This window comes from Candidatus Desulfofervidus auxilii (genome assembly GCA_030262725.1).
In the GTDB taxonomy this organism is placed as follows: Bacteria; Desulfobacterota; Desulfofervidia; order Desulfofervidales; family Desulfofervidaceae; genus JAJSZS01.
The window spans coordinates 1-21,810 of sequence record JAJSZS010000020.1 but is presented as its reverse complement, the minus strand read 5'-3'; the positions used below and the strand labels follow the sequence as shown (position 1 = coordinate 21,810).

The 21,810-nt window shown below is 28.5% G+C and carries 21 protein-coding genes; 11 read left to right on the top strand and 10 right to left on the bottom strand.

Translation table 11 applies throughout. From position 1 onward, the window contains the following. Nucleotides 1–22 precede the first annotated feature (22 nt). Complete coding sequence (rlmD, locus tag LWW95_09680) at nt 23–1,330, bottom strand: 23S rRNA (uracil(1939)-C(5))-methyltransferase RlmD (protein MDL1957294.1); 1,308 nt, start codon at nt 1,328–1,330, stop codon at nt 23–25. A 77-nt stretch (nt 1,331–1,407) separates the two neighbouring features. On the opposite strand from rlmD, the gene LWW95_09675 reads away from it, so the two are divergent. Genes LWW95_09675 through LWW95_09650 form a run of 6 tightly spaced genes read left to right on the top strand, consistent with a single transcriptional unit; the run spans nt 1,408 to nt 7,983 of the window. After that, the gene (locus LWW95_09675; protein MDL1957293.1) at nt 1,408–1,878 is read left to right on the top strand and encodes a chemotaxis protein CheW; all 471 of its coding nucleotides are present in this window, start codon (nt 1,408–1,410) and stop codon (nt 1,876–1,878) included. 8 nt (nt 1,879–1,886) lie between these two features. Continuing rightward, nucleotides 1,887–3,932, top strand: a complete 2,046-nt coding sequence (locus LWW95_09670) for a response regulator (GenBank protein MDL1957292.1) — start codon at nt 1,887–1,889, stop codon at nt 3,930–3,932. After that, on the top strand, nt 3,929–4,225 hold the full coding sequence (locus LWW95_09665) for a hypothetical protein (protein ID MDL1957291.1): 297 nt from the start codon (nt 3,929–3,931) through the stop codon (nt 4,223–4,225). Before LWW95_09670 ends, LWW95_09665 begins: the two co-directional genes overlap by 4 nt. Nucleotide 4,226: 1 nt before the next feature. Next, nucleotides 4,227–5,750: a methyl-accepting chemotaxis protein gene (locus LWW95_09660; protein MDL1957290.1), complete on the top strand. Its 1,524-nt coding sequence runs from the start codon at nt 4,227–4,229 to the stop codon at nt 5,748–5,750. A 3-nt stretch (nt 5,751–5,753) separates the two neighbouring features. Then, entirely contained in the window at nt 5,754–6,740 is a 987-nt protein-coding gene (locus LWW95_09655) for a response regulator (GenBank protein MDL1957289.1), read from the top strand. Further along, nucleotides 6,730–7,983 (top strand): tetratricopeptide repeat protein, encoded by a 1,254-nt coding sequence (locus LWW95_09650; protein MDL1957288.1) that lies wholly within the window; start codon nt 6,730–6,732, stop codon nt 7,981–7,983. The genes LWW95_09655 and LWW95_09650 overlap by 11 nt, the downstream gene beginning before the upstream one ends. On the opposite strand, the gene hflC is transcribed toward LWW95_09650, so the two are convergent. The 5 genes from hflC to LWW95_09625 form a co-directional block, all read right to left on the bottom strand. Continuing rightward, nucleotides 7,980–8,837, bottom strand: coding sequence for a protease modulator HflC (gene hflC, locus LWW95_09645; GenBank protein ID MDL1957287.1), 858 nt, complete (start codon nt 8,835–8,837; stop codon nt 7,980–7,982). The two genes, LWW95_09650 and hflC, sit on opposite strands and share 4 nt — an antisense overlap. 1 nt (nt 8,838) lies before the next feature. Continuing rightward, nucleotides 8,839–9,858, bottom strand: a complete 1,020-nt coding sequence (hflK, locus tag LWW95_09640) for an FtsH protease activity modulator HflK (GenBank protein ID MDL1957286.1) — start codon at nt 9,856–9,858, stop codon at nt 8,839–8,841. Nucleotides 9,859–9,932: 74 nt separating this feature from the next. Next, nucleotides 9,933–10,757 carry a hypothetical protein gene (locus LWW95_09635; protein ID MDL1957285.1) on the bottom strand — a complete coding sequence of 275 codons (825 nt, stop codon included), beginning with the start codon at nt 10,755–10,757 and terminating at the stop codon, nt 9,933–9,935. After that, complete coding sequence (locus LWW95_09630) at nt 10,758–11,561, bottom strand: ABC transporter permease (protein ID MDL1957284.1); 804 nt, start codon at nt 11,559–11,561, stop codon at nt 10,758–10,760. It lies immediately after the preceding gene. Continuing rightward, nucleotides 11,558–12,427 (bottom strand): ABC transporter ATP-binding protein, encoded by an 870-nt coding sequence (locus LWW95_09625; GenBank protein ID MDL1957283.1) that lies wholly within the window; start codon nt 12,425–12,427, stop codon nt 11,558–11,560. Before LWW95_09625 ends, LWW95_09630 begins: the two co-directional genes overlap by 4 nt. Before the next feature lie 112 nt (nt 12,428–12,539). Between LWW95_09625 and LWW95_09620 the strand changes: the two genes are divergently transcribed. The 5 genes from LWW95_09620 (at nt 12,540) to LWW95_09600 (ending at nt 17,496) form a co-directional block, all read left to right on the top strand. Beyond that, entirely contained in the window at nt 12,540–13,322 is a 783-nt protein-coding gene (locus tag LWW95_09620) for an ABC transporter permease (GenBank protein ID MDL1957282.1), read from the top strand. After that, nucleotides 13,319–14,008, top strand: coding sequence for an ABC transporter ATP-binding protein (locus LWW95_09615; protein ID MDL1957281.1), 690 nt, complete (start codon nt 13,319–13,321; stop codon nt 14,006–14,008). The genes LWW95_09620 and LWW95_09615 overlap by 4 nt, the downstream gene beginning before the upstream one ends. A 238-nt stretch (nt 14,009–14,246) precedes the next feature. Continuing rightward, nucleotides 14,247–15,254: a hypothetical protein gene (locus tag LWW95_09610; GenBank protein ID MDL1957280.1), complete on the top strand. Its 1,008-nt coding sequence runs from the start codon at nt 14,247–14,249 to the stop codon at nt 15,252–15,254. Beyond that, on the top strand, nt 15,232–15,672 hold the full coding sequence (locus LWW95_09605) for a class I SAM-dependent methyltransferase (protein MDL1957279.1): 441 nt from the start codon (nt 15,232–15,234) through the stop codon (nt 15,670–15,672). The genes LWW95_09610 and LWW95_09605 overlap by 23 nt, the downstream gene beginning before the upstream one ends. 1,077 nt (nt 15,673–16,749) lie before the next feature. Beyond that, the gene (locus LWW95_09600) at nt 16,750–17,496 is read left to right on the top strand and encodes a glycosyltransferase family 9 protein (GenBank protein MDL1957278.1); all 747 of its coding nucleotides are present in this window, start codon (nt 16,750–16,752) and stop codon (nt 17,494–17,496) included. A 2-nt stretch (nt 17,497–17,498) separates the two neighbouring features. On the opposite strand, the gene LWW95_09595 is transcribed toward LWW95_09600, so the two are convergent. The 4 genes from LWW95_09595 to LWW95_09580 all read right to left on the bottom strand — a co-directional run. Next, nucleotides 17,499–19,145, bottom strand: coding sequence for a hypothetical protein (locus LWW95_09595; GenBank protein MDL1957277.1), 1,647 nt, complete (start codon nt 19,143–19,145; stop codon nt 17,499–17,501). A 217-nt stretch (nt 19,146–19,362) separates the two neighbouring features. Continuing rightward, nucleotides 19,363–20,205: a decaprenyl-phosphate phosphoribosyltransferase gene (locus LWW95_09590; GenBank protein ID MDL1957276.1), complete on the bottom strand. Its 843-nt coding sequence runs from the start codon at nt 20,203–20,205 to the stop codon at nt 19,363–19,365. Next, nucleotides 20,174–21,283 (bottom strand): glycosyltransferase family 9 protein, encoded by a 1,110-nt coding sequence (locus LWW95_09585; GenBank protein MDL1957275.1) that lies wholly within the window; start codon nt 21,281–21,283, stop codon nt 20,174–20,176. The genes LWW95_09590 and LWW95_09585 overlap by 32 nt, the downstream gene beginning before the upstream one ends. Continuing rightward, nucleotides 21,274–21,810 (bottom strand): tetratricopeptide repeat protein (locus tag LWW95_09580; GenBank protein ID MDL1957274.1); only part of this gene is annotated, 537 nt, incomplete at its 5' end. The genes LWW95_09580 and LWW95_09585, both read right to left, overlap by 10 nt.

Here is a 21,810-nt window from a genome sequence, read left to right as displayed (position 1 = left end):
CTACTTTATTTCAAAAAAGCAGTCAAGAAGAAACAGCCATAGCAACAGCTTCTATATGGTGTGTTTGGGGAAACATATCTATTGGTTGAATGTATTTAATCTTATAGCCTATATGGGAAAGGAATTTTAAGTCTCTAGCTAAGGTAGCTGGATGGCAAGAAATATAAATTATTTTTTTTGGTTTTATAATATTTAGTGTCTGTTTTAAGGCATTAAGACAACCTTGACGAGGAGGGTCTAATACAAGACAATCAAATAAGGTTTCTTCTTTTAAAAAATCTTTTATTTCTTTATCTACATCAATTTTTTTAAAAAATGCTCTAACCTTATTTAATTGTGCATTATAATTGGCATTTCTTACTGCCAATTTATTGTTATCTAAACCTATCAATTTATTTGCTCTTGATGCGAGTAAAAGTGAAAGATTTCCCATGCCTGCATATAATTCTAATATTCTTTCATTCCCACTTAAATTGGCTAATTCTGTTACTATATTTAATAATTTCTTATTTTGATCTGTATTTACTTGAAAAAATACACCAGGATAACAAATAACTTTAAAGTTATTTATTTTAAAAAAAAGTCCACTTTCTGTATAACCTTTATCAAATAAAGAACGAGGATAAGTAAAAGCACTATGTTTAATGAGAACATCTTTTAAAGCTGGTAAGGAATCAATTAATTTTTCAGCCATATTTTTTAAATATTTTTTATTTATCTCTATTAATGTATGCAGAATAACAATACCTTTTTCTTCATTAGGGCTAAAAAATATTTCTATTGTTTTAATTTGATTAGCAATAGCTGCATAGGTTTTGAGTATAGTTTTTAGCATTATCAATATTTCATTTATAGCTGGTATGGCCAAAAAACATTTTTCCAAAGAAATAAGTTCATGTGTATTTTTTTTAAAAAAACCCAAATGCACTTTATGAAGCTCTCTTTTTATCTTTAAATGAATACGATTTCTATAAAAGAATGGATTAGTGGCAGGTATAATTCCTTTAACAACATCAATAATTCCTTTTCCTAGTTGACGAACAATTTCGTCTTTAAATAAATTTTCTTTTATTTTTACCTGTAAATCATAAGGTATATGTTGATAATCACAGCCACCACAGACACCAAAATGCGGACAAATAGGAGAGATTCTCTGAGGCGAAGGAGAAACAATCTCAATTATTTCAGCAAAGGCATAATCTTTTTTTTCCAAAAAAATTTTTGCTTTTACTATCTCATTTGGTAATACATAAGGAACAAAAATTACTTTACCATTCATTTTAGCTAATCCCCATCCACCTGGTACAATCTTTTCAATTTTTAAATGCATAAAAAACAAAATAACAGCTATTATTCTTTAAAGCAATATTGAACTTGAGTTTTTAAATAGCCGATATAATTCTAGAAATGAGAGAAAATTTTGAGACTTTATTAAAAGAAGCTGCTTCATTAAGAGGAAAAAGTGTTAAGAAGGAAAAGCCAATTGTTGAGGTTCTTTATTTTAGATTGGGTCAAGAATATTATGGTATTGAGCTTAAAGAAGCAAAAGAAATTGTTGCTAAAGCACCAGTTTATCCAGTTCCTGGAACAGAAGAGCATATTTTAGGGGTAATTAATTTAAGAGGAGAGATTATTCCATTAATAGATCTAAAATTCCGTTTAAATCTTGGCAAAAGCAATCTTGAAAAACCTTTTCAAATTATTGTGATTGGCATTTTTGAAGAGCCATTGGCTATGCTAGTGGATGTTGTTGAGGACATAGTAGAAGTTAGCGAAATTCTTTCATCTGAAGATTCTGTTTTAAAAGGAAAAACACAAATAGGGGGAAAAATTGTTGGATTACTTGATTTAAGAAAAATATTTTATCCGGAAGATTAAAATAAGACATGATGACCAAAGGTATTGATGTATCTCAATTTATTGAAGCTTTTATTCAAACAGCAAGAGAGAGGCTTTTAAAATTAGAGCAAGCATTTCTTGAATTAGAAAAAAAAGAGACAAAGGAACTTGTTCAAGAAGCTTTTCGTGAGGCTCATACATTAAAAGGCGAAGCTAAGATGTTAGGTCTTAAAGAGATTAGCGAGGTAGCGCATTCATTGGAAAATTTGTTAGGAGAGATAAGGGACAAAAAGAGAAAAGGTCCAGAGACAGTAGATGAATTGTTAAAGAAATTAGAAGAAATAAAAGGGTTTATAAATCAAATAGATAAAAAAGAAACAAAAAAAGAGACAAAAATTTCACAGCAAGAGACCATTAGGATAAAAACCGGATTATTGGAAAAAATGGGAAATCTTGCTTTAGAAACAGTACTTAATTTGAGACAAATAGAAAAAAATAATTTTTATTTGAGACAGTTATTAAAAAAACAAATAGAGTTAAAAAAAGAATGGGAAAATTTAAGTGATTTTTTTCCTTCTAAAGAAATACAAACTTTTCAAGAAAAACTTTTTTCTTTTTTTGAAAATTTAAAAAAAGTTTGGTTTCGTTATGAAAATACTTTAAGTCACCAATCTCCAATTACAGAAGAATTGTTCTATCAAAGTATCTCTTCTCGTATGGTGCCTCTTTCTACTATTTTTGACCTTTATTCAAGACAGATAAGAGATATGGCAAAGGAATTGGGAAAATTAATAGATTTTACAGTAAGTGGGGGTGAAATTGAAGTAGATAGAGCTATTGTTGAAGCTTTAAATGAACCTCTTATTCATCTTCTTCGCAATGCTTTAGATCACGGTATAGAGTCGCCTTTAGAAAGGCAAAAAAAGGGAAAGCCAGAAATAGGTAAAATTTCTTTAAAAGCAACACAGCATAAGGGAAAAATTACTATTGAAGTAGAGGATGATGGCAGAGGAATTAATTTGAATAAAATAAAGGAAATTGCTCTTAAACATGGCATTATTTGGAAGGAAAGAGAAATAAAAAAAGAAATACCATTAGAAATCATAGAAATAATGGCATCTTCTGGTTTTACTACTTGTGATAAAGTAACAAAATTTTCAGGTAGAGGTGTTGGACTTGATGTAGTAAAAAAAGTTGTTGAACATTTAAATGGTTCTTGGCGTATTTTTTCAGAGCCTGATAAAGGAACTAAAATTATTTTAGAATTGCCTATTTCTATTGCACTTTTACCTTCACTTTTAATAAAAGCAAATGGGCAACTCTTTGCCATTCCAACTAAATGGATAGAAGAGATAAGAGAGATAAAAATAGAAGAGATAACTAAGCTTCAAAATCGTGAATTAATAAAATTAAATAAAGATTCAATTTTACTTCTAGATTTAAATCAAGTTATAGGATTTTCTCGTCTCTCACCAAGGCAAAGGATGCCTGTAGTAATTTTACGCTATCAGGAATATCGCTGTGCTTTTAAAATTGAAAATTTGGTTGATAGTCAAGATATAATTATTAAACCTCTTAATAAATATCTTAAAACTTCATTAGCTTTAGGTTCTTCTATTTTAGAAGATGGCACTGTAGCTATTATTTTAAATGTTTTTGAATTGGTAAAAGCAAGTAGTGATACTAAATATTATTTTAAAGAAACTTTTAAGCCTTTCAAGAAAAAAACATTAAAAGTGCTAGTGGTAGATGATGCTTTAATTACTAGAACAATGTTGAAAAATATTCTTATTAGCGCTGGTTATGAAGTGACGACAGCAGTAAATGGAATGGATGCCCTTAAATATCTAGCTGAAACACCATTTGATGTGGTGGTTACAGATATAGAGATGCCTAAAATGGACGGATTTCAGCTTACTTCTGAAATAAAAAGACATCCTAATTTAAAAGATATTCCAGTTATCATTATTACTTCCCATGAGACAGAAGAGGAAAAAAGAAAAGGATTAGAAGTTGGAGCTGATGCTTATCTTCTTAAAAGTAAATTTAGTCAAGAATTTTTGCTTGAAACTATTGAAAGGCTTACATCATGAAGACAATCTCAGTTATTTTATTTCAGGAAAAAAAATATCTTTTTGCCTCCTTAGTAGAGGAGATAAAGGGTATAAGGTCTTTTTCTCCAAAGACAAAATTAATTTTAAAAGATGGAGAAGAAATAAGTATAAATGCAATAATTGGATTAAAATCTTTTTCTATAAAAAATCTTTATCCATTACCCTCTTATATAAAACTTTATACGAAATACCATGCAGTATGGGGACTAATTTTATTGAAGGAAAAAATTATTCCTTTAGTTGATTTGAAAAAATTTTTTGGAGGGAAATAAAATGAGGGCTGTTAGTTTGAAATTAAAAGTTTATTTGCTTTTTGTAGTTATTATTATATTGTCTATATTTTCTGGAGTTATTGGTATTTGGATGACACGGCAAATGGGAGAACAAAATGATTTGCTAGTAATATTCTCCCACGAACTTCAGGAAACCTTGAAAATAAAAGAAAAATTAAGCTTTTTACAAACAGCTTTTATTAAAGTTTCCCTTGCTCATGCTGAAAAGGAGATAAAAGATTTAGAAAAAGAAATTAATAAAACAGAAGAAGAAATAAAAGATGAAGTTAAACGTGTATTTTATCATGGTACAGGTTGTTTTGAATGTCATTCCCATGCAGAGATGGATGAATTAGGTAAAGAGACAGAGGCAAATCTTAATATTTTTTTAGAAATTGGCAAAAAAATAATAAAACAAAAAAAACAACTTATTAAGACATTAAATCAAGATGAAGAAAAAATTCAACAATTAAAATTGGAAATTGAACAGACAATAAAAAATGAATTAATTCCAGCCCATAATACAGTTTATTTCTTTATTGAACATGGTATAGAAGAAGGCACAAAGTTTGTTTCTCAAGCTAAAAATAAAGTGACAGAAACTTATAATGTAACAAGAAAAATGTTAGGTGGAACAATGGTTTTTAGTCTTTTAGTGGTATTTGGAGGCTTTTTATTCTCACATCTTCAAGTTATCTCTCCATTAAAAAAGATGGCAATTAGCTTTAAAGGAATTGCTGAAAATGTGCTTTCGATTACTAAAGCTCAAAGTGAAAATGTAGCAAAACAGACTAGTGCAGTGGCAGAGGTAGGTGCCTCAGCAGAAGAATTAAGTCGTACAGCCGAAGCAGTTGCTAAACAAACAGAAGTGATTGTTCAGGTTGCTAATAAAGCACTTCAAGAGTCAGAAGAAGTGAAAAAAAGAACTCAAGCTGCAATGGGATTCATTAATGAAATAAAAACACAGACAGATAAAGCAGCAGGAAAAATTATGACATTAGGTGAAAAGATTGATGAAATTGGGAAAGTATTAGATCTTATAGATGAAGTAGCTAGCCAAACAAAACTTCTTGCTTTTAATGCTGCAATTGAAGCTGTAAGTGCAGGCGAAGCAGGTAAAAGATTTTCTATTGTAGCTAAACATATTAAAGATTTGGCTGATAATACTAGTACCTCAGCAGAAGAAATAAGAAAACTTATAGAAGATATTAAATCTCTTGCTCATGCTACTGTATTAAGCACTGAGCAAATGCAAAATGCAGTAAATAAAGGAGTTAATCAAGTTATAGTTGCTGGTGAAGCTACAACAAAAATAAAAGAAGTTATTCAAGAAAATCATGAAGTTGCACAAAAGATTAATATTGCCACTACTCAACAAAAGGCATCTACAGAACAAATTACTACTGCTATGGAGGAACTCCATCATCTTGCTCAAGAAGTAGATAAAGGGAGCAAGCAGACTGTAGAAGCTATGTACCGATTACATCAAGAAGTATCTTCTTTAAAGAAGATGATAGAGGGTTAAAAAATGGAAAGGATAAAGGTATTAGTAGCTGATGATGAGGAAGAAATTCGCAAATTATTTATTTCTCTTTCCAAAGTTTATCCAGAAATAGAAGTAGTAGGTGTAGCAAAAAATGGGGAAGAAGCAGTTAAACTAAATAAAATCTTAAATCCTGATGTCATCCTTATGGATCTACATATGCCTGGAACAAATGGCATAGAAGCTATTCAAAAAATTATGACTTCTCATCCTAAACCTATTATTGTTATAAGTGGTTTTTTAGATAAAACAGAGCTATATTCGCGTTTAAAAAGTTTGCTTGTAGGAGCTATAGATGTAGTAGAAAAACCATTTTCTATAGAAAAAATTGCTAAAAAGATAAAATTATTTTCAGAAATAAAAATATCAAAATCATTTCCGCAAAATAAAACAAATAAAAAGTTTAAGATAGTGGCTATTGGTGCTTCTACTGGTGGGCCAGAAGTGATTAGGAAAATACTTCAACCTTTACCATCCAATTTCCCACTTTATATTGTAATAGCCCAGCATATTTCTAAAGGTGATTTTGATAAATTATTAGTTGATTACTTAAAAAACAATTTAAATTTAAAAGTAGAATTAGCTGAAGAAGGTAAAATGCTTAAAAAAGGTATTGTCTATCTTGCACCAGCAGAAAGGCATTTAGAGATTGGTTCAAAGGGTGAGTTTATTTTAAAAAATGATTATCAATACCTTCCAACTCCTTCTATTGATTTACTATTTCAGTCTGTAGCAAAAATCTTTGGAGAAAAAACAATTGGAATATTGCTTACAGGTATGGGTGAAGATGGAGTTAAAGGATTAAAAGCTATAAAAGAAGCAGGAGGCTATACTATTGCTCAGGATAAAAATAGTTGTGTTGTATTTGGCATGCCAAAAAGGGCTATTGAATTAGGTATAGTGGATAAAGTATTGCCACCTGTTCAGATTAGTCGGATGCTTTTAAATTATAGCAAAATAAATGAATATTGATACTTTTTGCCAAATTATAGAGAACAAAACTGGTCTTTTTTTTAATGAAATTAAAAAAAAGTATTTAGAACAAATTATTAAAGAAAGAATAGCAAAAAAGCATATTTCACAAGAAGAATACCTTAAACTTCTTACTCATCCGCTATTTTCTGAAAAAGAAATTAGAAAATTGGCAGAATTAATTACAATTATTGAGACAAAATTTTTCAGACATCCAGAACAATTTGAAGCACTAGAAAGGAAAATTGTTCCTGAAATTTTAAAACAAACTAAAAATTTAAAGATTTGGAGTGCTGGTTGTGCTACTGGTGAAGAGCCTTATTCTATTGCTATGGTTTTAGCAAAATTGAGTCGAAATTTAAAGGATTTTTCTTTTAAAATTTATGCAACAGATATTAATAGTAGTGCTCTTAAAAAGGCGGAAAAAGGTGTATATAATCGTAAAAGTATTTCAAATGTACCAAAAGAATATTGGAAATATTTTATTTTAAATGGGGAGCAGGCTATTGTTAAAGAAGAGATAAAAGCCCTTGTAGAATTTTCTTTTTTAAATTTAATAAAACAGCCATTCCCAGTATACCGTTTTACTCAAACAGATATTATCTTTTGTCGTAATGTTTTCATTTATTTTCGACCTGAATCTATAAAAAGGGTATTACAACATTTTTATCTTTGTCTTAAAAAAAATGGATATCTTATTTTAGCACCAACAGAAAATTTAGAAGATTTTACAAAAAATTTTGCCATAGTTAAATACAAAAATACTTTTTTTTACAAAAAAGTACCTTTAATTAAAAAAGAGCCAGTTATAACTATTAAACCGTCAAAGATTAAAAAAGAAGAAGTTTTACCTTTAGATAAGCTTAAAGAGGCTAAAAAATTAGCTGATGCTGGTCTTTATGAAGAATCTATGTATATTTGTAAAAAAATTTTAAAACAATATCCTACCTTGCCTGAAGTTTATCTTCTTCTTGGTATTGTTTATTATGAAAAAGGAGAGATAAAAAATGCCATTAAAAGTTTAAAAAAGGCTATATATTTAGAATCAGAATTTGCTTTAGCTTATTTTTATCTTGGTAATATTTATTGGCAACTTTCAATGATCCCAGAAGCAAAAAAGGCATATCAAAATGTTATAAAAATTCCAGAAAATAAAGCATATTATGGCATTTTACCTCATTTTATGGAAACAATTTCTCAAAAAGATTTGGTAAGAATTTGTCAAGAATATTTACGTACTTAATTATTTTTTTGTGTTTTAAAGAAAAATCTCATAAAAGGTTCTTGTGGTGTGATAATTAATTGAGTGTTTTCATCAAATACTTTTTGATAAACCTCAAGAGATTTAATGAAAGCATAAAATTCTGGGTCTTGCCTTATTGCCTCAGCATAAATTTTTATAGCTTCCATATCACCTTCACCTTTTATACGCTCTGCTTCCTCATAAGCCTTAGCAAGAATAACAGCCCTTTCTCTATCAGCAGCAGCTCTTATCTTCATAGCTTGTTCTTTACCTTCAGAACGATACCTTTTGGCTTCTCTTTCTCTTTCTGCTCTCATCCTTTCAAAAACAAATTTTTCATTCTCTGGTGGTAAATCCGCTCTTTTTATCCTTACATCTACAACTTCAATGCCATATTCTGCAGTTAATTTATTACACCGTTGTGTTACTTTTTCCATAAGTTCACTACGTTTTTCAGAAACTACTTCAGTAAGTGAATGTATACCTAATTCAATGCGCAATTGTGCATAAATAATATCGTCTAATCTAGCTTGTGCTCCTTGTATAGTTTTAACAGTTTTATAAAATTTTAATGGATCAACTATACGCCATCTAGAATAATTATCCACTACTAAATTCTTTTTATCTTTAGTAAGGATTTCTGCTGGTGCAGCATCATATTCAAGTAGTCTTTTTTCAAAACGCATTACTTGTTGGACAAAAGGTAATTTGAAATGAAGTCCTGGCCCAAACACTTTTTTTATAGGTTTCCCTAACTGTAATAAAAATGCTTGCTGTGTTTGATCAACTATAAAAACAGATTGCCAGATAAGAATGGCAAAAATAATAAGTAATATTAGAAAAAAATATCTCATATTATTTCTCCTTTGTTTCCTTTAATAAAGTTTTTTCTCCTAAAGGTAAAATAATCTTTTCTATTTTTTCTGGTAAAACAATTTCTTTGGTTTTAGCAAGGATTTTTTCCATTGTTTCTAAATAAATTTGTTCTTTAATAACCTTTGGTGCTTGTTTATAAGCCTTAAGTCTACTTAAAAATCTCTCCATCTCTCCTTTAGCTTTTCTAATTTTTGTCTCTTTATATGCTATTGCCTCATTTATGATCTGAGCTGCTTTCCCTTTTGCTCTAGGTAAAATATCATTACGATATGCTTCAGCTTCATTAATAAACTTATTCATATCTTCTTTAGCACTTGCTACGTCTTTAAATGCATGCATTACTGCCTTTGGAGGATGAACATCTTGTAATTGAACGGCTACTACCTTTAAACCCGCATTATATCTATCTAAGATTTTTTGTAATAATTCTTTTGTTTCTTGTTGAATGCGATATTTACCTACTGTTAAGATTTCATCAATAGGTGTTTTCCCTACTATTTCTCTCATAGCTGCTTCAGCAGCATCTTTTACTGTTTCTGGAATATCTTTAACATTAAAAAGATATGCTACAGGGTCTTTAATCCTATACTGAACAATAAATTCAACACTAACAATATTTTCATCTCCAGTGAGCATAAGTGATTCTTCAGGAACACTACGATATTGAGCAGGTGGCCCCACACTTACAGTCCGAAAGCCAATTTCAATTCTTCTTACTTTGGTCACTTTTGGCTTTAATACTGTTTCTATTGGATAAGGTAAATGATAATGAGGTCCTGGCATAGTTACCCTTACCATTTTCCCAAATCGTTTTACTACACCCACTTCATCTGGGGAAACAATATAAATGCCAGAAATAAGCCAAAGTAAAAGCAATATTAATAGTATAAGTGGTAATTTTATCCTTTTTTTCCATTGTTTACACTTTTCTTGCCATTTTTTTATAAAAGAAGGTATTTTTTCCTGAGTTTGTTGATATTCTTCCCAATCCCAAGGCATTATTTTCTCCTTAGAAAGGAATGCATAAAATTAGCTGGAAAAAGAAAAGAGGTCAAGAGTAAAAAATTATCATATTACCTTAAATTACTAGTTGTCCATATGCGGCAATCTTTTTCTATATAAAATTCTCCTTCATAAGGATCTTTTGGAATTTTATCAATAATTCCTTTTTGTTTTAACTCTTGCAATGTTTTAGGGCAATAACCAAACTTTTTTTGATATAAATTTAATGCTAATTGAAGTTGTTTTAAAATATATAAGGCTTTTAACCTTTTTTCTAATAATTTGCGATAATCTTTATTCTTTTCTCTTTTAAGTTGCTCTTCAGTAATGGCAATAGCTGTATCTATTTTTCCTGATTTTGTATATAATCTTGCTATAAGTAAAGGTAAATATTTGGGACTGTTTTTTCTTTCAGATGCTATTTTTAAATAATAAGCTCCCTTTTCTTTGTTATCTAAAAAATAAAAATAGTTAAACCCTAAAAAGAATGGAATGCGAAAATCACTTACATAATTAAGACCTTTTTTTAAAATTTCATTTACTTCATTTAATAAAGATTTGGGCACTTTCCAAGAAATAATAGTACCAGTCATATAATAGGGATCAAAATAATATGGATCAATTGTAGTGATAGTGTTTATATTATTTAAAATCCACTCCCAATTTTGAGGTTCAACATTAGTAAACATCTTTTCACCGAAAAATACACAAAGACGCATGTAAATTATATCTGAAACACATTCTGAAAAAGCAGGAAATGAGAGCTTAATTACCTTTGGATCAAACTTTAATGCCAATGTTTCCTTTTTAATAATTGGCTTTTGTTTAGAAATATCAAGCATCAACAGATCTGCTAATAAAAAGCATATAATAGATAACACAATAATTCGTTTCATTTAAAATTCTTTTCTTTTAATGATTAATGTTGCTAATAAAAGTAAAACTATACTGTAAAGTATGGAATAAAGGCTAAGTTTAATTATGTAAACAAAAGGTAAGGCAATTTCTTTACAATGTACAACTGTATGTTTTAAGTCATAAATAGAAAAATTGGGCAAGATATAAAAGGCAACATTTACAAGTTGCTTATGGAAGGCAGATATACGCTCTGATTTTAATACCAATTCTCTTATTGGAGAAAGCTCTAAGCCACATAAAAATACAAAAAAAGTAGAAATAATACATAAAGGAAGGCTTGAAAAAATAAGAGAAAATAAGACTCCTAAAGCAATTAACAAAATACCCATTAAAAGATAACTAAGACAAAGCTTTAAAAAAGCAGTTGGATAAACAAGATGTGGAACATAAAGTTTTGCTAATTTTCCTACTATTACAATAGATACATAGCACATAAGTAAAATAATAAGCCAAAAAAGAATAAATGCTAAACAAGTGCCAATAAACTTGCCTAAAATATAATCTGTTCGAGAGAAAGGTTTAGAAAAAATAATATAGACTATTCTTTCTTTTAATTCTGTAAAGATATTGCTTATACTGATAAATACGCAAAAAATAGCTATCATGAACATAGTGAAAGAAAATAAAAAATCAAGAAACACCTTTACTGTATCTCCTGCTACTAATTCAGATAAAAAATAACTTAGACAAATGAGTAAAAAATAAACTATAATACTTCCAATAAATATCCTTTCTTTTAAAATAATCTTAAAACTTACCTTAGTGATAGGAATAATATTCATTCTGCCAGCTTAACAAAAATATCTTCAAGACTTACCCGATATGGCTCTACCTGAATAATTTCAAATTTTTCTTTCTTTAAACTATCCAATTTTTCCCAAAGTTTTTCCTTTTTTATTTTAGTAGTATTTACACCTTCAGAACCTGGCTTTCTATAAATAATTACATATTCACTAATAAAACTACTTACAATATTTTCTACCCTATCCATAAGTTTTATTTTCCCCTTAACAATCACAGCTACTCTATCAGAAAATTTTTCTACATCATGCAGAATATGAGAGCTATAAAAGACTGTTTTTCCTTCCTCTTTTAACCTTTCAATTACCTCTGAAACCATATTTCTTCCTAAAGGATCAAGCCCTGACATAGGCTCATCGAGTATAATCAATTTGGGATCATTTATCAGTGTATGAGCAATTAAAAGTCTCTGTATCATTCCTTTTGAAAAAGAAGAAATGATACTTTTCTTATAAGGTTTTAAATCTACCAACTCCAAAAGATAATCTATTTTTTTATTTATCTCCTTTTCAGAAAAGCCATATGCATTACCACAAAAATGCAAAAATTCATAAGCAGTAAGATTGGTATAAATATATGGATTTTCTGGTAAAAATCCAATTTTTTTCTTTATAAAAACATTATCTACACTTTGACCAAAAACAGAAATAGTGCCTGAAGTAGGTTTTAAAAGTCCCATAATCAGTTTTATAGTAGTGCTTTTACCAGCTCCATTTGGCCCAATAAAGCCAAAAACCTCTTTTTCTACACTAAAACTAATATTATCTACTGCTTTAAGATTTTGTATTTTAAAATGCTGTCTTTTTTTAAATTCTTTCGTTAAATGCTCAACTTGAATGATTGACATTTCCAATTAAAATCACTAATTTCTAACTATTTTAGTTATTAGCTGGAAAAAGAAAAGAGGTCAAGCGTCCTGTTACTTTTAAATAGTCGAAATACATTATATAAAAAGAAAAATGATAAAAATATATTATCGATTAAAATCTTATAGAGATTTGTTTTTAATCTTTATTTGGAGAGAATTTTCAATAAGATATAAACAATCAATAATTGGCATATTATGGGCAATTTTGCAACCTTTAAGTATGATGCTTCTTTTTACTTTTATATTTACCTATGTTTTACCTACAAAAATTACTGATTATCCTTATGTTCTCTTCTTTTATGCAGGTGCATTACCCTGGAGTTTTTTTTCTTCATCACTTAATTATGCAATCCCAAGTCTTACTAATCATTATAATCTTGTGACAAAAATTTATTTTCCCAGAGAAATATTACCTCTTTCTGGTGTAGTTGTCGCTTTTATTGATTTTATTTTTGCAAGCTTTATATATGTATTATTGCTTACTCTTTTTAAAGCAAAAATTAATTTAAATGTCTTTTGGTTTATTCCTCTTTTTATTCTATTATTTATTTTTACTGCTTCTATAGCCTTTGTTTTGTCTGCTCTTAATGTTTATTATCGTGATGTTAAATTAGCCAGTGGTTTTCTCATTCAACTTTGGTTTTTTGCCAGCCCTGTGTTTTATTCTATAGACAAAATCTCTTTTAAATTAAAAATAATTTTGTTTTTAAATCCTCTTACTTTTATTATTGAAAATATGCGCCGATGTGTAATAGAGGGAAGGGGAGTAGTATGGTGGCAATTTTTATTTATGAGTATTTTTATTATATTGCTTTTTTCTATAAGTTATAAATTCTTTCTTATTACTGAAAAAAAATTTGCAGATGTGATATGATTATCTTTAAGGATGTTTGGAAAAAATATTATCGTCATCATGTTTTTCACCGTTCTTTGCGTGAAGATATAGTTAATCTTTTTAAAAGAAAACAAAAACAAGAATTAAAAAAAAATGAATTTTGGGCATTAAAAGGGATAAGTTTTGAGATAAAAAAAGGTGAATGTGTTGGACTTTATGGGCCAAATGGAGCAGGTAAAAGTACTATTTTAAAATTGATTGCCAAAGTAACTTACCCAACAAAGGGTATTGTCAATGTTAATGGTCGTGTAGCACCTTTAATTGAAATAGGTGCAGGTTTTCATTTAGATTTGACTGGAAGAGAGAATATTTATATAAATGGTGCTATTTTGGGTATGCATATAAATGAAATTAGACAAAAGATATCTCAAATTATTGAATTTTCTGAGTTAGAAGAATTTATTGACATGCCTGTTAAAAAATATTCATCAGGTATGTATTTAAGGCTTGGTTTTTCTATAGCCATTCATAGTGAAGCAGACATTTTTCTTATTGATGAGATATTGGCAGTAGGTGATGAAGCATTTCAAAAAAAATGTTTAGAAAAGATAAAAAAATTGAGAAAACAGGGAAAAACAATGCTTTTTGTTACTCATAATCGAAATTTAATGGAAAAAATAGCTGATAGGATCATTTTTATGGAAAAGGGAAAAATAGTTTTTTAAATTAGTTCATAAAGAACAAATGGCGAAAAAATTGCTTGAACTTTTTCTATGCTTGGCGATAATATAATTAAAATTTTAGAAGATTTATTTATCTAGGGAAAGTATGACTTTTTTAATAAAAACTTTTATGGAGGGATAATATTTGCATCCTTTTGAAAATCCTGAAAAATGTCCTTGCCTGAAAGTTTAGTGTAATGAATAAGAAAATTATGTTGAGACCTTTAGAATGGGTTAATAGATGAAACCGCTTCTTCTTTATACTATGACATCTGGATTAGGGGATTTTGTCATTATGGGCGATTTAATGCAAAAGGTAGAGAAACTTGTACCAGAAGCTAGGTGTTTAATGGCACATCGTGGAAATCCGCATGTAAATCTTTGGACTTATGACTCTCCATCTAAGCGTTTTTTTAATGTTTACCAACCTCAACAATTTTTAAAATTAATATCAACTTTGAAAAAAGCTAGAAAAAAAGGTTATACAGTTTTTGGGTTTCAAATGGCTCCTGGTTCTGTTCAAGGTTTTTTTTTCCATTTTTTCCTAAAAAAAATTAAAGCACTTGATTTTATTGTAGATTTCAATCTTATAAATGCTGACATAATTACTCCACCTAAAGGAAATTATATTTTGGATTTACATTTGAATCAGATTGGAGAGTTATTTAAAATGACAATCCCCGAAGAATTTTATCATTTAGAGTTACCGATAAAAGATTTAAAATTTTCTAGTACAAAACTTGAAGAAGATAAAGTTAAAGTAGGGATACATCCATGGAGTCGACGAGGGAATTTACCTTGTTTTATATGGCCATTTAAAAAATGGGTTGAGGTAATAAATGTTTTGCTTCAAGATAAGCACAAAAAAATAATAATCTTTGGTAAGGATAATAAATTTGATAAATTTAGAAAATATCTTCAATCAAAACTTGGTAAAATCAGTAAACAAATAAATTTTTCCCCATGCAATTCTGTAAGAGAACTAATTGAAATAATAGGAAGTTTAGATCTTATAATAAGTGTCAATACAGGAGTAGTTCATATTGGATATGCTCTTAATAAAAAAATGATAATTCTATGTGGTCCATCACTTGATCTGTGGACACCAAAGGGGGAAAACATTTTAGTAGTTAAAGATGAAGATGCTTTATTTCAGGGGGCAGATAAGTGGGTAAAGGATAAAAAATTTGGAAGTGTGGAAAGAATTGGAGTAGAGAAAGTTATTAATGCTACTAAATATTATGTCTAATATAAAAAATAAAATTTGTATGCCTTTTAGGTATAAAGTTTTACTTAAAAAAATAAAGAGTTTTGATAATAAGAAGATCTTAGATATAGGATGTGGTGATTATAATCCTTCTTATACACAAACAAACTTCCCAAAGGTAGATTATTACGGAATAGATATAAATGAAAAAGTTAGTAAATTTTTTAAAGAAAAATATAAATTTTTAAAAGTTGATGTAGAAAATGAGTTTTTACCGTTTAAAGAAAATATTTTTGATATTGTACTCGTTAGTCATGTTCTAGAACATTTAAGAAATATCCAGGTAGTTGTTAAAGAATGTTACCGAATATTAAAACCTGATGGTTTGATTTATATAGAAAACACCATCTCCTATATCCATAATTTTGCCAAGTATGAATGGTACTTTAAATTTTTATGACGATATGTCTCATATTAGACCATTTACAAAAACATCACTTAAGAGGCTATTATGTTCTCACAATTTTAAGGTAATAAAATGTGGAACAAGATGAGATTGGTTATGGATTATTTTTGGAGTCCCCAGTGTGATTTTTAAAAATATATTCTGGAATAAACCTCTATATGGAGGTTATTTTTTGGGATTTATTTGGTTGTGGTTTTTGCAATAGGTAAAAAATAAAAAATGAGTAAAAAAGTTTGTCTTGTGTCTTTAATTACAGATGATATATTTTTTAGATTTAAACCCATTTGTAGTTTTTTGTCTAAAAAATATTCCAAAATAATTATATTTCTTTTTGACTGGTATAATGGAAAATTTAATTATAGCCATATTATAAATGAATTCCAAAGGGAAAATTATGAAGTTTTTTGTTTTAAGACAATCAAAGAAGGGTTAAATCTAATTAATAAATTTACAAAATGTGATTTTTTATATCTTATTAAATATCCCCAAGTAAATTTAAAAATATTGGAACTATGTTATCTTTTTGTAAAAAGTAAAGCTAAAAATAAATGGATTTCAAGATGTAATATTATTTTAATAAAAAAAATACTTTCTAAAAGAGATAGAAATATAAATTTAAAGGAATTTTTTTTAACAATGGAATTAGCTTTAAAGAGTTTCTTATTGTATTTATTTTTTTATATACAGTGCTTAATAGTTTATTACTTTATTTTTAATCCTTTAGCTCATTTGATAAACAAAAAAAGAAAAAAGAATTTAGGAAACTTGAAAAATATTTTGTTTATTAGAATGGACCATCTTGGCGATATTATATGTACATTACCTTCATTAAAAGCTTTAAAAGAAAAATTTCCTAACAGCAAAATTACATTTTTAGGAGCATCTTGGAGCTGTCAGCCTTTAAAGGCAAATCCTCATTTATATGATGATTTAATTATATGGGATGCACCATGGCATGATAAAAAAAATAAGTTTAAGTTAGGACCTAAGGCTTTAATAAAATTTTTATTTTTTTTATTTAAAATTCGTAAACAAAATTTTGACTTAGTTATACAACCTCGTGGAGAGGGAATGAATGTAGTATTATCAACTTTAATAAAAAGTAAATGTGTAATTTCGGGAATTGACCCTAGAAGACCTTTAGCAATGAAAATGAAAAAATTTGTGGATATTCCGATAGTTTTAAATCCATATAAAACTTACCATATTTCAGAATGGCCTAAATTATGTTTAGAAAAAATAGGAGTAAAAATTAAAGAAAAAGATATTAAAGAAGCCTATAAAAAATACGATTTTCCGGAAATTCAATATCAGATCTATTATTGGAAAAAACAAGGATTTAAAGTTTGCTCTTTAGTGATAAGTGCAGGGAGTGAAGTAAGATTATGGAGTCATAATAAATTTTCGAGGTTAATTGAGGAGCTTTATAAAAAAAATATTATAAGTATTCTAATTGGAACAAAAGATGATGTAAGATTAAAAAAGAAAATAAAAATATCAGTTCCTATAATTGATTTTGTTGGAAAGACAGACTTTAGAAACTTAGAGAGTATACTCAGGAATTCTGATTTTGTTATTTCATTAGATACTAGTATAATGCATTTGGCTTCTTTGCTTGGCAAAAAAGTTATCGCCCTTTTTGGAGCAGGAAACATTAATTTAGCTAAGCCAGTATTTAGTGAAGCATATATAATAAAAAAAGAATTAGGATGTTCAGGTTGTGGAGATATATGTATTTTTAAGAGACAGAAAAGATATCCATGTATGGAAATGATAACAGTAAATGATGTTCTTATAAATCTAACAAAGGTTCTTTAGAATTATATATTTCCCTGTTTCAAAAATGATTCTACATAACTGCTCATTTTATATTCATCAGAGTTTTTTGCCTCTTGTACTAAAAGTTTTCTTTTTTTATAAGTATCATAAAATTCCATATTCTCAAGGTATGCGTAAAGACCATGTGAATCTGGTGCTCTGTAGTGGATTATATAATAAAGGGCATAAAGAAATTCCTTAGGCTCTATGGTCATTAATTTTACTTCAATCTCTTTCTTAATTTGTTGTGGGTTGTTAATATCTTTTATAGAGAAGTATCGCATAGCCCTTTTAATTTCATTTTCATTAAAAAAGGACACTATTTCAATAGGCAAATCTTTGCCAGATATAACAAATCTCTTAAATATTGGTTTTGCGAACTTATTTGTCGGATAATGCAGGATAGAACGTCTTATTAGTTTGAATTCAATATCATTAAACTTCATAAGATTAAAACATTTTGAAAGCAGAAAATAGAAAAATGATAGAACTCTGCTAAGAACGCCCCTCAATTTACTTAAAATAAGAAATAATGATTTCTTTTTTACTTTAATTGAGCTATTTCCTAAACAGAATACATATTGTCTTGAATATGGAGAGAGTTCACTATTATGTCTATAAAACAATTCGGTAATGATATCTCTTAAAAAAAAGATATACTTGATAAGTAAATCACGGTCATTGGTTTTTTTTATAAAAGAATTATTCAAAGTATAATTAAACCTTATAAGCCATTTTTCAAGGAAGTTAATTTCTCTTGTAAGATTTTGTAATTTTATTTCATTAAATTCTCTTTTATAATCAATTTCAGGTAGCTTAGCAATTTCACGGTCACTATAACCAACTTTCTTTAAAAATTTAAAAACATTTTCTTCAATAGAGACAAAGAATTCTTTTTGTTTTTTAGTAAACAGACCTCTTCTTACATTACAGTCACTAAAATTAATATTTTTTATTCCATATTTTTCCATTTGATGTAAAATTTTTATTTTGTATTCTTGGGAATCACTAAGTTTGTCAATATTGATTTCAATATCTATATAGTCAATATTTTCCAGAAAAGACATACACCATAAAGTAAAAAAAACAAAGTAATGTTTTTCTGGTGATAATCTATTTGCAATTTTATGAAAGTAAGCCATCTCTAATATTAGGTCTGGGCTATGAAATTCATCAATTCCAATAAACGATGCAAGTTCCCTGATAGGTTCAGGTTTGGAAGGGGAATTGAGAATCAATAGCATTCTAAAACCCTTGTCCAACATGGAATTTATAGACTCCCATACATCCCTTGGGTTTCGCCAGAGAAAGATATTTAATGAATTGAAGTTTTCCTTTAACCATCGAATCCTGAATAAAGACCTGACAAACTTAAAAACCGGTCTTCCTTTAGCATGATTTATTAACATATCAATATATTTTTTTAAATTGTTACATTGGGTTTCTGGTGACAAGAAATATAAATCATAGGGGAACTCCTTTCTGAATATCTTGCTTATTTTAATAGAAAGTGGAATATATTCTGCAAAATATGATTGAGCTAAAAAAGGATGGTTCATATCTTTGGTTAATTTAAGTGAGTGCTGTAGATTAAAAAAATCAGGATTCCTAAATCTCAGAAATTCCTCCTGAAAAGGTTCATTATACACATAATAATCAGGTACACGCCTAAAGACATTCCAAATATAAGTTGTCCCTGAACGTCCCCATCCATGAATAAATATAGGTCTTCTGTCATCCATTTTCTTTGTTTTAACTTCTAGCTAGTCACAATTACCTTCTTATGTTGCTTATTTTTATGATCTCTATCCCTGATTATTTCTAACCTTTTTCTATCTTACGCTTTTTTCCTTTTCTTGCAAAAGGTTATTTTCCATACACCTCCCAAGCAATTTGGATAAGAAGTATCAGGCTTACTAACCACAGTTGAATATCGTGCAAAAAAACTTCTAATGGTTCACCATTTTTACCTTTCAAAATAAGTTGTAAATAACGAAAAATTCCATAAGTAGCTGGAATAACTGTATAAATTAATTGACCTCCTTTCTCAACTGTATAAAGGGCATACGTTACTAAAGCTGATGCGCCAGTAATGCATAGAGAAAGAGTTAGATATTCTCCATTATATTGGTTAAGAGCTGGACGAAAATTTTTATTTTCTTTTAAAATTTTTATTTCTCCTAATCTTTTGCCAAATGCAATAAACAATGCTAAAAGAAAAGCACTCATGAAAAGCCAAGGAGAAACAGGAATATTTGTTGCTTTTCCACCAGCAATAATACGTAAAAGATAACCAATAGAAACACAAAAGACATCTAATGGGGTAACTTTTTTAAATTTGAAAGAATAAAGAAGGTTAAGAGATATATAAATTAAAAGTATATTAAGAAAATCAGAACCAATTTCATAAGAGATACTTAAACCAGAAATTAAAAAGAAAATTGATAAAATTAAAGCTGTTTTTTGGCTGATTTGACCTTTAGCCAATGGACGATGCCTTTTTTTAGGATGAAGACGGTCATATTTAAGATCAAAAATGTCATTGATAATATAAAGACCACTTGCACTGAAACAAAAAGAAATAAAAGCAAAAAAACTGAGAATTAATATATTTTCATCTAAAATTTTTCCAGCAAAAAAAGCAGGTGCTAAGACAAGAAAATTTTTTATCCAGTGTTTAAGACGTATTAACCTTATCCAAGATAGCATTTATTGCTCCTTTAACTTCATCAACATTTATTTCTCTCATACAGCGTGCATTATAAGGACAGGGTGGTGTATAACCAAATTTTGTGCATGGACTGCATGGTAAATGTTTATTTATTACAATGCTTTTGCCATCCCTTGGAGCCCATTTTTTTTCAATACCTGGCCCAAATAGGGCTACAACAGGTGTGCCAACAGCTATGGATAGGTGCATAATACCTGAATCTGTTGTTAAAAGTAATTTTACTTGTGACAATATTTGGGCTGTTTCTTTTAAAGATGTTTTTCCTGCCATGTTTAAGTGTCCTGAAATACCATCAATAATATAATCGGCTGTTTTTATATCCTGTTTTCCACCAACAATTACTATTTTTATGCCATTTTTGTGTAACCATAAAGCTATTTTTCTAAATCTTTCTTTTGGCCATTTTCTTTCAGAAATACTCGCTCCTGGAAAAATGGCTATCCAGGGTTTTTTATTGTTAAGTTTAAATGTAAATTTATCTGGTAAAGGGAAAAAAGCTTTAGTTACATCCCAATTAATTTTTCCCATTATTGGTTCTAAAAGTCTTAAAAAACTAAATATTTCATAATCATCATGACTATAAGGAATGGTATAGTTAAAAAGCTTTGCCCTTTTATTTGTTGCAAAGCCAATTTTTATTGGTGCTTTTGTAAAAAAGGCTAAAATAGCCGAAAGATAATGCCATTGTTCAGCATCAATGACTATGTCATAAGGATATTTTAAAGTTTTATATAAATCTTTAATTTTGTGATAAAGGAAAATTTCTTTTATGTAGGGAATAGATTCGAATATTCCAACATTTCTTTTTTCTGCAAGAATAAATATTTTGCAAGATGGAAAGTGTTTTTTAAATAAATTCAATGCAGGTAATAATAGGATTGCATCACCAATACCACCTGGACGGATGATAAGGATATTTTTAGGTGGAATTTGAATTTTATATTTTTTAAGCGTTAAATTTGGGCAAAGTTCTGTTAATTTTTCTCCCAAAATATTATCTATTCTTTTTAACCAATAAATATTTTGGGCACTATAAGAAAATTTTTTTAATGGCATTTTTTTAAAAATTTTTTGGCTTCTTTTAAAAAAGTCTTATCATTGTTTTTTTGATAGAAAAAAAGATAAAGTTTACCTAAGCTACATAATGCTGGTTTATAATTGGGATTATAAAACAATGCATTTTTAAAACATTTTTCTGCATTTCTCCATTTTTTTTGAGTTGCATAAAGTCTGCCAAGATTGTTATAAACTACTGCTTTTTCCCAAGGATAAGCTTGGATATCTTTTGCATTTAATGCTAAAAGAAAATGTTTTTCAGCTGTTTTTAAATCACCTTTTTCCCATAAGGCAAGGGCATATTGATGATGAGGGATAGCATAATCCTTGTCAGCTAAAGTAACTGCCCTTTTCCAAAAATGAAAATCATCTCGCCAAATAGATTGGTGTGTAATGGTTATTAAGAAAAAGCAAAGAGATAATCCTAAAGTTGCTAATTTGACATTTTTTATGTTTATTGTCCATATACCTATACCTAAAATAAAAAACAAAGAAGGAAGATAAAGGTAACGCCAGGCTACTGGTGT